The organism is Arcobacter aquimarinus (genome assembly GCF_013177635.1).
GTDB lineage: Bacteria > Campylobacterota > Campylobacteria > Campylobacterales > Arcobacteraceae > Aliarcobacter > Aliarcobacter aquimarinus.
In genome coordinates, this window is the sequence record NZ_CP030944.1 from 2,433,516 (window position 1) to 2,448,843 (window position 15,328).

The window sequence follows — 15,328 nt, forward strand, 5'->3', positions numbered from 1 at the left end:
AATTGTAATAAAAAATAATTAAAATGCTTTTATGAAATATAAAAGCATATTTATCTCAGATGTTCATCTGGGAACTCGTTTTTCAAAGGCTAAACTATTATTAAACTTTTTCAAACATAATGAATGTGAAAATTTAATTTTAGTAGGTGATATAATAGATGGTTGGTCAATAAAAAGAAAATTATATTGGCCTCAAGAGCATTCTGATGTTATTCAAAAGATTTTAAAAAAAGCAAAAAAAGGTACAAAAGTGACTTTTATCACTGGTAACCATGATGAATTTTTACGTCCTTTTGTTCCTTTATTACTTGGAAATTCCATAAATATCTCTAATGAACTAGAATATATAGCCTTAAATGGTAAAAAATATTATATAACGCATGGTGACTTTTTTGATTCTATAACAATGACAAAAAAATGGTTAGCTGTTTTAGGAGATTATGGCTATGATTTACTTTTACATTTAAATAGCATTTTAAACTTTTTTAGAAAATTATTTGGAATAAGAAAATATTGGTCTTTATCAAAATATGTAAAAGACAATGTTAAATCATCTGTCTCTTTCATCAATGATTTTGAATCAGTTTTAGCAAATCATGCAAGAAATAAAGCTTATGATGGTATCATTTGTGGACATATTCATAAAGCGGAAATAAAATTAATAGATGAAATAGAATACCTAAATTGTGGAGATTGGGTTGAATCATGTACTGCTATTGTTGAAACTTTTGATGGAAAATTTGAAATTATTGATTGGTTAGAAAAAAATGCAACTAAATAATATAGCTTTTGCTTTAGGTGGAGGTGCTTCTCGTGGTGCTTTTCATTTAGGAGTTTTAGATTTTTGTGAAGAACAAAACATAGATATAAAAGCTTATAGTGGCTCTTCAATTGGAGCAATTATTGCAGCCTCCCATGCAAGTGGAATAAAAGCAAAAGAGCAACTAAAAATATTCTCTTCAAAAGATGTAAAACAAGCTTTAAAATTTAATTATTTTAAAAATGGTTTACTTAAAATTGATACATCAAATAAAATTATTAAAGAGTTATTACCTATTGAAAAACTTGAAAATATTCCAAAACCTATTTGGGTTAGTGCTTATGATATCAAAAAAAAGCAATTACACTATTTCAATAGTGGAGACACTGTCACTTTATGTATGGCATCAAGTGCATTAATTCCACTTTTTAAACCGGTCTCTTATGAAGGAATGTATTTAATAGATGGTGGTTTATTTGATAATCTTCCCATAAAACCTCTTCAAAATAAAAGTTATGATATTCATACTCTAGATTTATTTGCAAAAGAGCCCAAAATAGGAACAAAAAATAAAAATCCAATTAAAAATATAAAAAAATTACTCTTTAAGCAACTTCATCAAAATCATAAACATAGTATAGAAAACACCCATTATTACATAGGAACTCATCATATAAGAAATTTTTCTTTATTCAGTTTTAAAGAACTAGAAGAGTGTTTTAAATTAGGTTTTAAAGAGGCTCAAAAACATTTTTTAGATATACTATAAATAAAAACACAAAAGATTTATACAATGTCACAAATCCCACAATTTACCCATTTACATTTACATACAGAATATTCATTATTAGATGGGGCTAATAAAATAAAACCTCTGGCAAAAAAACTAAAAAAACTTGGTATGACAAGTGTTGCAATGACAGATCATGGAAATATGTTTGGTGCAATTGACTTTTACAATGCAATGAGAGCAGAAGATATAAAACCAATTATTGGAATGGAAGCTTATATTCATAATAGCGATGATATTGGAGATAAAACAAATAGGCAAAGATTTCACTTATGTTTATATGCTAAAAATGAAATTGGATATAAAAATCTTATGTTTCTAAGCTCTCAAGCATATATGCATGGATTTTACTACTATCCCCGAATTAATAAACAACTTTTACGTGAAAATGCAGAAGGTTTAGTTTGTAGTGCTGCTTGTTTACAAGGTGAAGTAAATTGGCATTTAAATACTCAAAATGAAAGAAATGTAAAAAATGGTGCAAAAGGTTATGAAGAAGCAAAAAGAATTGCTTTAGAATACAAAGAAATTTTTGGAGATGATTTTTATTTAGAGATTATGAGGCATGGTATTGGTGACCAGCATTTTGTTGATGATCAAATTTTAAGAATCTCAAAAGAGACAGGAATAAAAGTTGTAGCTACAAATGATACACACTATTTAGAACAAAAAGATGCTGATGCACATGAAGCTTTTATGTGTATTGCAATGAATAAACTTTATGATGACCCAAATAGATTAAGACATAGTGTTCATGAGTTTTATTTAAAATCACCTGAACAAATAGCAAAACTATATGCAGATATTCCTGAAGCCATCGAAGCTACTCAAGAAATAGCCAATAAGTGTAATTTAACAATAAAATTAGGAAATCCAACTCCCCCAAATTTTAAGTTTACTAGACAAAAATTAAAAGAATTAAATCTTGATATTCCTGAACCAAATGAAGAGTACTCTTTAGAAAATGATAAAGTTTTATTTATTCACGAATGTAGAGCAGGACTTGAAGATAGACTTAAAATAGTTCCAAAAGAAAAACATCAAGAGTACAAAGATAGACTTGAAGTTGAAATAGAAATCATAAATAATATGCGATTTCCTGGATATATGCTAATTGTTTGGGATTTCGTAATTGTAGCAAAACAAATGGGAATTCCTGTTGGTCCTGGAAGGGGAAGTGCGGCTGGAAGCTTAGTTGCTTTCTCGCTAAAAATCACAGATATTGACCCTATTCCTTATGGACTTCTTTTTGAAAGATTTCTAAATCCAGAAAGGGTTTCAATGCCCGATATTGATATGGACTTCTGCCAAGCAAGACGGGGTGAAATAATTGATTATGTTGTTCAACAATATGGTCGAGCAAACGTAGCTCAAATTATAACTTTTGGTAAGCTTTTAGCAAAAGGAGTTATACGAGATGTTGCAAGAGTTCTTGATATGCCTTATGCAAAAGCTGATGCAATGGCAAAACTTATTCCTGATGAATTAGGAATAAATCTTACTTCATCTTGGGAAAAAGAACCAAAAATAAAGGAACTTTGTGATTCTGACCCACAAGCTGCACGTGTTTGGGAATATGCTTTGGCACTTGAAGGATTAAATAGAAATGCAGGAACTCACGCAGCAGGTGTTGTAATCTCAAATGAACCTTTATGGAAAAAAACTCCACTTTTTAAACCAAGTGGACTTGATACACTTGCAACTCAATACAACGGTAAATATGTAGAAGATGTGGATTTAATCAAATTCGACTTTTTAGGTTTAAAAACCCTAACAGTTATTGAAGAAGCAAATAAACTAATAGAACAAAGACATGGAAAAAGAGTAGATTTTATCACAGCAGATGTAAATGACAAAGGTGTTTATGACCTGATTCAAACCGGAAATACAATGGGATTATTTCAAATCGAGTCCGATGGTATGCAAGATTTATGTAAAAGATTGAAGCCATCAAATTTTGAGGATATAATAGCCGTTCTTGCACTTTATAGACCAGGTCCAATGGAATCAGGGATGCTAGATGACTTTATTGATAGAAAACATGGTCGAGCTGAAATTAACTACTTTTATGATGAGTTTGATGCACCACTTCGTCCAATTCTTGAAACAACTTATGGAGTTATTGTTTATCAAGAGCAGGTTATGCAAATCGTTCAAACGATAGGAGGTTTCTCACTTGGAGGCGCTGACTTAGTAAGACGTGCTATGGGTAAAAAAATTAAAGAAGAGATGGATAGATTAAAAGGTGAGTTTGCAGAAGGAGGAGTAAAAAAAGGATACCAAAGAGCACACTGTGAAGAACTATTTGATTTAATTGTAAAATTTGCTGGATATGGATTTAATAAATCTCACTCAGCAGCTTATGCCTTGGTAACCTTTTATACTTCGTATTTAAAAAAATATTATCCATCAGAGTTTATGGCAGCATTACTAACACTTGAAAAAGATAATACAGATAAAGTTGTTAAGTATGTTGATGAAGTAAAAAGATTAGGACTTGATTTATTTCCACCTGATATTAATAAATCAGATTTAGTATTTAGTGCAAAAAAAATAGATGGAAAAGAAGTTGTAATGTTTGGAATGGGAGCAATTAAAGGTGCAGGTGATGTTGCGATTAATTCTATTTTAAAAGCAAGAAATGAAGGTGGTTCATTTAGTGATTTAGCAGATTTTATCTCAAGAATAGATGGAAGTAAAGTAAATAAAAGAGTAATTGAATCTCTAACAAAAGCTGGTGCTTTTGATAGTTTTGGCTACTCAAGACAAGCTCTACTTAATCAAATTGAAAAAATTATTGAAACAGTTGGAAAAGCAGCCGTTGCAAAAAAAATGGCTACAGGTTCACTTTTTGGAGATAGTGATGAACTTACAAAAATAGATATAGAACTAGAACATCTTCCTGAATTTGAAGCAAAAGAAATTTTAGAACTAGAAAAAGCCTCTTTAGGTTTTTATGTTTCTGGACATCCACTCGATGAATATAGAGAACAAATTGATAAAATCAATTATACTTTATCTTCTCAAATTGATGAACTTGATGACGGAAGTCAGGCATTATTTGTAGGAAAAATCGAGAATATTACTGAAAAAATATCTAAAAAAGGTAATAAATTTGGAATTGCAACTATTATGGATTTTCACGGAACAATTGAACTCATGCTTTTTGAAGATAGATTAAAAGAGTTAAAAGAAGAGTACAATTTAGAAGAACCAATTGCATTTAAAGTAAGAATTTCAAAAGATGAAAACTTTACACGAATGAATATCCTAAAAATTGAAACTATTTTAGATGCTCAAAAAGAGAAAATAAAAACTAAACAAAAAGAGATTCAAGAACCTCCTTTGGTTATTGCTATCCCTTTTTCTCATGATGAAAATAAAATATATCAACTATTTGAGATAGTTGCAGAAAATCAAGGTAAAAGAGAATTGAAAATTTTAATAAAATCTAAATTAGCTGATTTAGAACTTGAAACAGGTTTTAAAGTTACAAATAATGTAGAAAAACTACTACATAAAATTGAAGGAGCCTATATAATAGATGAAACAAATACTAATAACCAATGATGATGGATATGATGCAGTTGGATTAAAAGCGTTAATTGAAGCTTTAACTCCAATTGCAAAAATCACAGTTGTTGCACCAGCACGTAATAAATCAGCTTGTGGTCACTCATTAACACTAGATAAACCATTGAGAATGGTAAGTGTTTCTGACGATTTTTATAAAATTGATGATGGAACTCCAACTGATTGCATATATATTTCCATTTCAAATCTATTTAAAGAAGGTTATAAACCAGATTTGGTAATAAGTGGTATTAATATTGGTGCAAATATGGGTGAAGACATAACTTATAGTGGAACAGCAGCTGGTGCTATGGAGGCAGTTATTCATGGAATTCCATCTATTGCGATTTCTCAAGTTTGTATAGATAATTGTCAAAGTATAAAAAATGGTTGGGATTTTGAATTAGCAAAAAAAACGATTTATGAATTAGCTTTAAAAATCTTAAATAGTAACTTTCCATTAGATGAAAGAAAGTTTTTAAATGTTAATATTCCACCTATTAAAGCCTCTGATTGTAAAGGTATAAAAGTTACAAAAGCTGGATTTAGAGAGTATGGAAATGATACTCATAGACATTTAAATCCAAGAGGTGAAGAGTATTACTGGATAGGATTACATCCTTTGATTTGGAAATCTTCAGAAAATAAAAATTGTGACTTTGAAGCAATAAAAGCAAATTATGTATCAATTACTCCAATTATGCTTGATATGACTTCTTATAATGATATAAAATCAATTGAAAATTGGTTAACAAAATAAAAGGAAACAAATGAATTTTACAAATTCTTTATTAAAACATATTGACAAATTAGTTGGTACATTAAGGTCTGAAGAACAATTACAAGAAATACTAAAAAGAAAATTTACAAAAAAAGAGTATAAAGTTTTTGTTGCATTTGAAGAAGGGAAAACTATAGAAGAGATAAAAGCTATAGTAAAAGATGATGAAGAAAAAATAACTGAACATTATAAAGTTGCAAAGAAAAAACTTAATCAAGAAAAAATAAAAAAAGAACTAGTAAGTTATGAATAAAAAAAGGGGAAAAGATAAAATCTTTTCCCCTTTTATATTAACAAAACAGAATCTTATAATCTTGATTCGTATCTTCTTAACATATATAATCTTTTTAACATTTTCTTTCTAGCTGATATTTTTTGTTTTTTTCTGATCTCTGTCATTGGCTCAAAATATCTTCTAGCTCTAGTTTCAGTAACAATAAGATTTCTATCACATTGTTTCTTAAACCTTCTATAAGCTTCGTCAAAAGATTCGTTATCCTTAACTTTAATGCCTGGCACTAAAATCACCCACTTTCTTTTTAAATTTAGATGTATATTATATTTAAAATTTACTTAATTCTCATTTAACAAAGAATAGACTACAATAATATTTTAAACTCTAAAGGAATTATTTTGAACCTAACTCATCTAGATAATAATAATAGACCTAAAATGGTTGATGTATCAAATAAAAATGAAACTCAAAGAATAGCCATTGCTTCAGGTGAAATAACAATGTCTAAAGAAGCCTTTGATGCAATAATTTCTAAAAATACAAAAAAAGGTCCAGTTCTACAAACAGCTGTAATTGCAGCTATTATGGGAGTTAAAAAGACTTCTGATTTAATACCAATGTGCCATCCTTTACTATTAAGTGGTATAAATTGTGATATTGAAGAAAAACCATTACTTCCTGGCTTTAAATTAATTGTAACAGCAAAATTAAATGGTCAAACAGGTGTTGAAATGGAAGCATTAACAGGGGTTTCTATTGGATTATTAACAATATACGATATGGTTAAAGCAATTGATAAATCTATGATAATTTCAAATGTACAATTAGAAAAGAAATCAGGTGGGAAAAGCGGTGATTTTGAAAGGAAAATATAATGATTGATTTAAGTAAAGAAAGATTAGAATTAAACTATCCATGTAACTGGGAATATAAACTTGTAGTTTTAGAACATATAAATATAAAAATGACAGTAAAAGAAATCATTTCAAATCGTGAACATAAAGTAAAAGAATCAAAAGTTAGTGCTAAAGGTAAATTTAAAAGTTACACATTAGAATTACTTGTTCATAATGAAGATGATAGAAAAGAATTGTTCAAACAACTAGGGGAACATGAGAATATAAAGATGGTACTATAAGAATAGATACTAAAAGAGGTATAAAATAGAAGGTATAAAAAGTCCTTCTAAAAATTATAAGATTGAATAAAAAGCATGCCAAATTAAAGAAAGAGTAAAAAAGCCTTTAGGAGAAAAGAGATAGAAAACAAGAACTAAAGAGGAAATAACAAACAAGGGTAAAAAGGGTAGGTAAAAAAAAAGCTTCTTCCAAAGAGAACTAGTAGTAGTTCAAATAGAAAGAAGCTTTGTGTGTGTAAAAACTCAAAGCTGGCAGCGACCTACGTTTCCACCAGGGGACCCGGCAGTATTATCGGCGATGAAGTGCTTGACTTCCAGGTTCGGAATGGGACTGGGTATTTCCACTTCTCTGTAGCCACCAGCAAGTTGAGTATTAAATAAATTAAGAATAAAAAAGAACTAAAATTCTGTTCACTCATAAAAATCATCACTTAGATAATTTCTCTAAATTTACTTAATACTCAACTCGTTAAGGAGTTAAGAAAAAATAATGCTAAAGTCTTTGCTTCTTAAAAAAATTGACATTTTTTCAAGGTAACATTAAACACAATATATATTAAATATAAAAACATATATTTAATAAGATAGTAAACCAAAGAATTGTTAAAATAAGCCAAACGTTCTATTAGTACTGGTCAGCTAAACGCCTTACAACGCTTACACATCCAGCCTATCAACCAGCTAGTCTTGCTGGGAACTTCAGGGAAAGTTAATCTTAGAGTTGGCTTCGAGCTTAGATGCTTTCAGCTCTTATCACATCCGTACGTAGCTACCCAACGATGCTCTTGGCAGAACAATTGGTACACCAGTGGTACGTTCATCCCGGTCCTCTCGTACTAGGGACAAATCTCTTCAACTTTCCTACGCCCACGGAAGATAGGGACCGAACTGTCTCACGACGTTCTGAACCCAGCTCGCGTACCGCTTTAAATGGCGAACAGCCATACCCTTGGGACCGACTTCAGCCCCAGGATGCGATGAGCCGACATCGAGGTGCCAAACCTCCCCGTCGATGTGAGCTCTTGGGGGAGATCAGCCTGTTATCCCCGGCGTACCTTTTATCCTTTGAGCGATGGCCCTTCCACGCAGAACCACCGGATCACTATGACCGACTTTCGTCTCTGTTCGACTTGTATGTCTCACAGTCAAGCTAGTTTATGCCATTATACTCAACAAGCGATTTCCATCCGCTTTGAACTAACCTTTGTAAGCCTCCGTTACTTTTTAGGAGGCGACCGCCCCAGTCAAACTACCCACCAGACATTGTCCTGATACAAGATAATTGTACGCAGTTAGTAACTCAAATATTCAAGGGTGGTATCTCAAGGATGGCTCCGCTAGTACTTGCGTCCTAGCATCACAGCCTCCCACCTATCCTGCACATGAATATCCAAGCTACAGTGTCAAGCTGTAGTAAAGGTGCACGGGGTCTTTCCGTCTTTCCGCGGGTAGGAGGAATTTTCACCTCCACTACAATTTCACTGGATCCCTGGTTGAGACAGCTCCCATCTCGTTACGCCATTCATGCAGGTCGGTATTTAACCGACAAGGAATTTCGCTACCTTAGGACCGTTATAGTTACGGCCGCCGTTTACTCGGGCTTCAATCAAATGCTTCGCTTGCGCTGACATCATCAGTTAACCTTCGAGCACCGGGCAGGCGTCACACCTTATACATCCACTTACGTGTTAGCAAAGTGCTGTGTTTTTGGTAAACAGTCGGGAGGGACTCTTTGTTGCAACCTCTCTAGCTTTTTGGAGCAAGTCCATATACCAAAGTAGGCACACCTTATACCGAAGATACGGTGCTAGTTTGCAGAGTTCCTTAACCAGGGTTCTTCCACGCGCCTTAGAATACTCATCCCACCCACCTGTGTCGGTTTACGGTACGGGCAACATACAATATACTTAGTGGCTTTTCTTGGCACGACAGTATCATCGATTCTCCATCTCCTCCGAAGAGTGTCAAGAGCCTGTAAGATCTCGGCCTATTGCAACCCGGATTTGCCTAAGTTACAGCCTACGTCCTTCGACCCACTATTCCATCAGTGAGCTCGATTAACTCTATGCGTCCCCACATCGCGCTTATATGTTGGTATTGAAATATTAATCAATTTGCCATCGTCTACCCCTTTCGGACTCGACTTAGGTCCCGACTAACCCTACGATGACGAGCATCGCGTAGGAAACCTTGGGTTTTCGGCGTTGAGGATTCTCACCTCAATTATCGCTACTCATGCCTGCATGCTCACTTCTATCCGCTCCAACGCTCCTTACCGGTACATCTTCTACGCTGAATAGAACGCTCTCCTACCACTCAATTAAAAATTGAATCTAAAGCTTCGGTGTACATCTTAGCCCCGTTATATTTTCCGCGCAGAATCACTAGACCAGTGAGCTGTTACGCTTTCTTTAAAGGATGGCTGCTTCTAAGCCAACCTCCTGGTTGTCACAGTAACTCCACATCGTTTTCCACTTAGATGTAACTTAGGGACCTTAGCTGTTAGTCTGGGTTGTTCCCCTCTCGACGATTGATTTTATCACCCACCGCCTGACTCCTGTGATTCCACATATAGTATTCATAGTTTGATAGGGTTTGGTACCGCGGTAAGCAGCCCTAGCCCATTCAGTGCTCTACCCCTATATGCTACAACACAAGGCTATACCTAAATATATTTCGGAGAGAACCAGCTATCACGAAGTTTGATTGGCCTTTCACCCCTATCCACAAGTCATCCCAAGACTTTTCAACGCCTGCGGGTTCGGTCCTCCACTGGCTCTTACACCAGCTTCAACCTGCTCATGGATAGATCACTTCGTTTCGGGTCTGCAGCATCTGACTAATTCGCCCTATTAAGACTCGCTTTCGCTACGGCTTCGTACTTGACTTAACCTTGCCAGACACCACAACTCGCAGGCTCATTATGCAAAAGGCAGTCCATCACCCTGATAAATCATAGGGCTCTGAATGATTGTAAGCTAATGGTTTCAGGTTCTATTTCACTCTCCTCGCTGGAGTACTTTTCACCTTTCCCTCACGGTACTTGTTCACTATCGATCTGTAAGTAGTATTTAGGATTGGAGGGTGGTCCCCCCAGTTTCAGTCAAAATATCACGTGTTCCGACCTACTCAGGATACCATTAGAGCTATTGAGAATTTAAACTACAGGAGTTTCACCTTCTATGCTACACTTTTCCAAGTATTTCATCTATCCTCTTTAGTCTCATGTTATGGTCCTACAACCCCCAATGCAAGCATTGGGTTTGTCCTAATCCGCTTTCGCTCGCCGCTACTAACGGAATCTCGTTTGATTTCTCTTCCTCTGGCTACTGAGATGTTTCACTTCACCAGGTTAGCTCCCATATTGGGTAATATAGCTCTCACTATATTGGGTTGCCCCATTCAGAAATCCCCGGATCAAAGCTCTTTGGCAGCTCCCCGAGGCTTATCGCAGCCTAATACGTCTTTCATCGCCTCTTACAGTCTAGGCATCCACCATTAGCCCTTAATAGCTTATTAATAAATAGAGTTAAACTCTATCGCATTTTTGATAATATTCTTTGGCTACTATCTTATTAAACATATTACTTAAAATATATCTAATAAAACATGTTGTGTTCTATCTATAGTTTTATTTCTAAAATTTAGATATGAAATTTTTTTTGTTTTAAATTATTTAACATTGCTGTTATATAATTCTTACGAAAAAATTAAAGACTTTAACATTATATTTTTAAATATCATTTTCAAATCTCTTTGAAAAACTTTGATTCGAAAATCAAATATAAATTCAATCTCTTTGAACTTATATTTAACTTTCTATCATCTTTTTTTATCTTAATTGAACTATTTCTATTTAAAACTCTCATTTTAAATAATAGGTGGTGGAGAATAGCGGGATCGAACCGCTGACCTCCTGCGTGCAAAGCAGGCGCTCTCCCAGCTGAGCTAATTCCCCAACCTAAATTAATCTTTACTAGATTATTTAATGGTGGGCCTATCAGGACTTGAACCTGAGACCTCACGATTATCAGTCGAGCGCTCTAGCCAGCTGAGCTATAGGCCCCTTTTACTACCTATTTAAATAATCTTTATAAACCGAATATAAAATCATATATTTTTTTAAGTTTTTAAGTTAAGAAACAAATCTTAACTTAATTCTCTGAAAGGAGGTGATCCAACCGCAGGTTCTCCTACGGTTACCTTGTTACGACTTCACCCCAGTCGCTGAATCCACTGTGGAAGGTAGCTATTTTAGCATCCCCGCTTCGAATGAGTTCAACTCCCATGGTGTGACGGGCGGTGAGTACAAGACCCGGGAACGTATTCACCGTAGCATAGCTGATCTACGATTACTAGCGATTCCAACTTCATGTAGTCGAGTTGCAGACTACAATCCGAACTGGGAGATATTTTTGAGATTTGCTCCACCTCGCGGTATTGCTGCTCTTTGTATACCCCATTGTAGCACGTGTGTAGCCCTGGACGTAAGGGCCATGATGACTTGACGTCGTCCTCACCTTCCTCCTACTTGCGTAGGCAGTCTCATTAGAGTTCTCAGCCGAACTGTTAGCAACTAATGACGAGGGTTGCGCTCGTTGCGGGACTTAACCCAACATCTCACGACACGAGCTGACGACAGCCGTGCAGCACCTGTATATAAGTTTCTGCAAGCAGACACCAATCTATCTCTAGAAAGTTCTTACTATGTCAAGTCCAGGTAAGGTTCTTCGTGTATCGTCGAATTAAACCACATGCTCCACCGCTTGTGCGGGTCCCCGTCTATTCCTTTGAGTTTTAATCTTGCGACCGTACTCCCCAGGCGGTACACTTAATGTGTTAACTGCATTACTGCAAGGTCGAGCCTCACAACAACTAGTGTACATCGTTTAGGGCGTGGACTACCAGGGTATCTAATCCTGTTTGCTCCCCACGCTTTCGCGTCTCAGCGTCAATAATGTTCCAGTAGATCGCCTTCGCAATCGGTATTCCTTCTGATCTCTACGGATTTTACCCCTACACCAGAAATTCCATCTACCTCTCCCACATTCTAGGTATACAGTTTCAAAAGCAGTTCTATAGTTAAGCTATAGGATTTCACTTCTGACTTATATACCCGCCTACACGCTCTTTACGCCCAGTGATTCCGAGTAACGCTTGCACCCTCCGTATTACCGCGGCTGCTGGCACGGAGTTAGCCGGTGCTTATTCATATAGTACCGTCATTATCTTCCTATATAAAAGGAGTTTACGCACCGAAATGTGTCATCCTCCACGCGGCGTTGCTGCATCAGACTTTCGTCCATTGTGCAATATTCCCCACTGCTGCCTCCCGTAGGAGTCTGGACCGTGTCTCAGTTCCAGTGTGACTGATCATCCTCTCAAACCAGTTAGGCGTCATAGTCTTGGTGAGCCATTACCTCACCAACAAACTGATACCATACAGACCCATCCTCTAGCACTAAAGCGTTTCCCTTGCATACTTATGTATTAAAGGCATATAGGGCATTAGCAGACGTTTCCATCTGTTATTCCTTTCTAGAGGGCAGGTTATCTATACATTACTCACCCGTGCGCCACTTAGCTGACAATTATAGCAAGCTATAATCCGTTCTCGTTCGACTTGCATGTGTTAAGCACGCCGCCAGCGTTCACTCTGAGCCAGGATCAAACTCTCCATAAATTATAGATTATTTGAAACTGACATTTTTGTATTATTTTACTAATTACAAAATTATCACTCATTATCATAGACAAGTTTTCAATGTTTTACCATCTCATCTTGTTTTATATATTTTTTATATTAACATTATTTCTTATTTTATTTCTGTAAACAATGAAACAGATTTTTATAAGATTTATATATTCGGTTTATAAAGATTACTTCATAAACTTCAATTAAATTATTTTAAAGATCATCCTAATAAACTAAAACCTTTCTCATCTCTCTTTCGTTTGATGCGCTTCAGTCAATTTGGACGGGAATTATAATAGGATTTTTTATCCTTGTCAAGAGCTTACAGCTTAAATTTAGCTAAAATTTTCAAATTTACTGTTTTTTATTCCTTTTTTCCTTTTTTACTAGCTTTTTATTGCCTTTACTCTTCTTTTCTTCCTTATTAATCTTTTATTTACTTTTTTTATATATTATAATGTTTATAACGTAATAAATAAGTTGTAATTTATAAACCATTAAATTATCTACTTAATATAAAATTACGAAAAATAAAAAAAGGAAAGAATATGTATAATAGAGATTATTTATCAAATCAATCTTCACAATATACACAAGAATCATCTAAAGTTCAATTAATGAGTTTCTTAAAAGCAACGTATCAACTATTTGCTGGTTCTTTATTAGCAGCAACTGCTGGTGCATATATTGGATTAGGAATTGTATCGTTATTGATGGGACCAGTTAAGTGGGTTTTATTTGCAATTGAATTAGCATTAATATTTTTTGTTATTCCAAGAGTTAAACATACTCCAGGATTAAATTTAGCTGTATTATTTGCATTTACATTTATCACTGGTTTAACTATTGCTCCATTATTAGCATCTATTTTTGCAATGCCTAGTGGTGCTTCTATTGTAGGTCAAGCATTTTTAATGACTTCAGTTGCATTTGGTGCAATATCAATGTTTGCAATGACAACTAAAAGAGATTTCTCTTCAATGGGGAAATTTTTATTTATTGCTTTAATTATAATGATTGTTGCAGGTATTTCTAATATCTTCATTCAATCTTCATTATTTCAATTAGCAATTGCAAGTGCCGGAGCATTATTATTCTCTGCATTTATTTTATATGATACTCAAAATATCATCAAAGGTAATTACGATTCTCCTATAGAAGCTGCATTATCTTTATATTTAGATTTCTTTAATCTATTTATATCTTTATTACAAATTTTAGGAATTATGAATAGTGGAGATAAAGAATAAAACTAACTCGAAAGAGTTAGTTTTAAATCTATAACTAAATATATGAATGAAAACTACTTAAGACTTATTGATGCTAATTTAAATAGACTACGAGAAGGTATTCGTGTAGTTGAAGATATTTTCAGATATTTATACAATGATAAACAAACTGCTTTAAAACTTAAAGAATTAAGACATTTGTCAAGATTAGAAAATTATATTGAATTACTTGAAACAAGAAATGTGAAAAATGATGTCTTAAGAAGTTCTATTAAAAGTGAACAAAATAGAAGTGATTTATCTTCTATATTAATAGCTAATTTTAAAAGAGCTCAAGAGAGTTCAAGAGTTCTTGAAGAATTTACAAAATTAACTTCTATAAAAGATAGTGAAAATTTTAAGTATATTAGATATGAACTTTACAATTTAGAAATAGTTTTAACAAAAATCACTTCAAATTCTAAATAATTTAAATTATACTCTTTATATAACTTTTTTGCTTCTTTAAAATCTAAAGATGTATTTCCTCCACTTACTCCTGATTTTTTTATATAATCAAATAACTCTTTTTTATCATCAAACTCTAATTTATACATTATAGTTTCAAATTCACATTTAAAATATTTTGAAAATGCTTTTTTGATTGAAAATTCATCTAAAATAGGTGATTTTATTTTTGTGATATTTTGTATTGTTTTAAAAGTATTAGAAGTAAACAAAACTGCATTTATTTCATTTGTAATGTATGAAAGATGTTTGATAATTTTTGATAAATCCTTTGACCATTGTAATGCCGATGAAGACAATACAATATCATAGGAATCACTTTTTATCTCATTTATAAACTCTTGAGTATCAAAATCAAAACATTTTACTTCTATGTTGCTAGCTTTTGGATGTAATTCACACATTGAGGCTGAAAAGTCTATTGCTTTATAAAAATCAATTTCCCAAGAAATATGACTGAATACTTGACCTGAACCGCATCCCAATTCTAAAATTCTTTTTGGTTTAAAATTCAATTCTCTTACTAGAGATTTTGCTACTATTTGCTGAATAATATTATGATTTTGATACTCTTTTGCATATTTTGAGAATTGATTCTTAACTGACAATTTTACTCTTTA

General features: G+C 33.6%; 11 protein-coding genes, 2 tRNA genes and 3 rRNA genes. 9 read left to right on the forward strand and 7 right to left on the reverse strand.

Translation table 11 applies throughout. The features are described 5' to 3' along the window. The first annotated feature begins 31 nt into the window (after nt 1–31). Genes AAQM_RS12265 through AAQM_RS12285 form a run of 5 tightly spaced genes read left to right on the forward strand, consistent with a single transcriptional unit; the run spans nt 32 to nt 6,157 of the window. Nucleotides 32–781 carry a UDP-2,3-diacylglucosamine diphosphatase gene (locus tag AAQM_RS12265; RefSeq protein WP_129095211.1) on the forward strand — a complete coding sequence of 250 codons (750 nt, stop codon included), beginning with the start codon at nt 32–34 and terminating at the stop codon, nt 779–781. Then, nucleotides 768–1,529: a patatin-like phospholipase family protein gene (locus AAQM_RS12270; RefSeq protein WP_129095212.1), complete on the forward strand. Its 762-nt coding sequence runs from the start codon at nt 768–770 to the stop codon at nt 1,527–1,529. Before AAQM_RS12265 ends, AAQM_RS12270 begins: the two co-directional genes overlap by 14 nt. Nucleotides 1,530–1,553: 24 nt before the next feature. Continuing rightward, on the forward strand, nt 1,554–5,120 hold the full coding sequence (gene dnaE / locus AAQM_RS12275; protein ID WP_129095213.1) for a DNA polymerase III subunit alpha: 3,567 nt from the start codon (nt 1,554–1,556) through the stop codon (nt 5,118–5,120). Further along, nucleotides 5,095–5,883: a 5'/3'-nucleotidase SurE gene (gene surE, locus AAQM_RS12280; RefSeq protein ID WP_129095214.1), complete on the forward strand. Its 789-nt coding sequence runs from the start codon at nt 5,095–5,097 to the stop codon at nt 5,881–5,883. Before dnaE ends, surE begins: the two co-directional genes overlap by 26 nt. Nucleotides 5,884–5,893: 10 nt before the next feature. Beyond that, nucleotides 5,894–6,157: a hypothetical protein gene (locus AAQM_RS12285; RefSeq protein ID WP_129095215.1), complete on the forward strand. Its 264-nt coding sequence runs from the start codon at nt 5,894–5,896 to the stop codon at nt 6,155–6,157. Nucleotides 6,158–6,210: 53 nt separating this feature from the next. Here the strand turns inward: AAQM_RS12285 and rpsU are convergent, their stop codons facing one another. Beyond that, nucleotides 6,211–6,423 carry a 30S ribosomal protein S21 gene (gene rpsU / locus AAQM_RS12290; RefSeq protein ID WP_128986274.1) on the reverse strand — a complete coding sequence of 71 codons (213 nt, stop codon included), beginning with the start codon at nt 6,421–6,423 and terminating at the stop codon, nt 6,211–6,213. Between the two features lie 114 nt (nt 6,424–6,537). On the opposite strand from rpsU, the gene moaC reads away from it, so the two are divergent. Together moaC and AAQM_RS12300 are read left to right on the forward strand one after the other, a co-directional pair. Next, nucleotides 6,538–7,014: a cyclic pyranopterin monophosphate synthase MoaC gene (gene moaC, locus AAQM_RS12295; protein WP_129095216.1), complete on the forward strand. Its 477-nt coding sequence runs from the start codon at nt 6,538–6,540 to the stop codon at nt 7,012–7,014. Next, nucleotides 7,014–7,277, forward strand: a complete 264-nt coding sequence (locus AAQM_RS12300; protein WP_129095217.1) for an HP0495 family protein — start codon at nt 7,014–7,016, stop codon at nt 7,275–7,277. The genes moaC and AAQM_RS12300 overlap by 1 nt, the downstream gene beginning before the upstream one ends. 247 nt (nt 7,278–7,524) lie before the next feature. Here AAQM_RS12300 and rrf read toward each other — a convergent pair. The 5 genes from rrf to AAQM_RS12325 form a co-directional block, all read right to left on the reverse strand. After that, nucleotides 7,525–7,640, reverse strand: a 5S ribosomal RNA gene (gene rrf / locus AAQM_RS12305). A 241-nt stretch (nt 7,641–7,881) separates the two neighbouring features. Further along, nucleotides 7,882–10,796: ribosomal RNA gene (locus tag AAQM_RS12310) — 23S ribosomal RNA — on the reverse strand. A gap of 363 nt (nt 10,797–11,159) precedes the next feature. Next, a tRNA-Ala gene (locus tag AAQM_RS12315) sits at nt 11,160–11,235 on the reverse strand. A 31-nt stretch (nt 11,236–11,266) separates the two neighbouring features. Beyond that, nucleotides 11,267–11,343: transfer RNA gene (locus AAQM_RS12320), tRNA-Ile, on the reverse strand. A gap of 99 nt (nt 11,344–11,442) precedes the next feature. After that, nucleotides 11,443–12,960 (reverse strand): 16S ribosomal RNA (locus AAQM_RS12325). Together the 16S, 23S and 5S rRNA genes with 2 tRNA genes alongside form the textbook arrangement of a ribosomal RNA operon. A gap of 560 nt (nt 12,961–13,520) precedes the next feature. Here AAQM_RS12325 and AAQM_RS12330 point away from each other — a divergent pair. Both AAQM_RS12330 and AAQM_RS12335 read left to right on the forward strand, forming a co-directional pair. Then, nucleotides 13,521–14,222 carry a Bax inhibitor-1/YccA family protein gene (locus AAQM_RS12330; protein ID WP_129095565.1) on the forward strand — a complete coding sequence of 234 codons (702 nt, stop codon included), beginning with the start codon at nt 13,521–13,523 and terminating at the stop codon, nt 14,220–14,222. A gap of 42 nt (nt 14,223–14,264) precedes the next feature. Further along, nucleotides 14,265–14,669, forward strand: coding sequence for a thiamine-phosphate pyrophosphorylase (locus AAQM_RS12335; RefSeq protein ID WP_129095564.1), 405 nt, complete (start codon nt 14,265–14,267; stop codon nt 14,667–14,669). On the opposite strand, the gene AAQM_RS12340 is transcribed toward AAQM_RS12335, so the two are convergent. Continuing rightward, the gene (locus AAQM_RS12340; RefSeq protein WP_129095563.1) at nt 14,621–15,316 is read right to left on the reverse strand and encodes a methyltransferase; all 696 of its coding nucleotides are present in this window, start codon (nt 15,314–15,316) and stop codon (nt 14,621–14,623) included. The two genes, AAQM_RS12335 and AAQM_RS12340, sit on opposite strands and share 49 nt — an antisense overlap. Between the last annotated feature and the right edge of the window lie 12 nt (nt 15,317–15,328).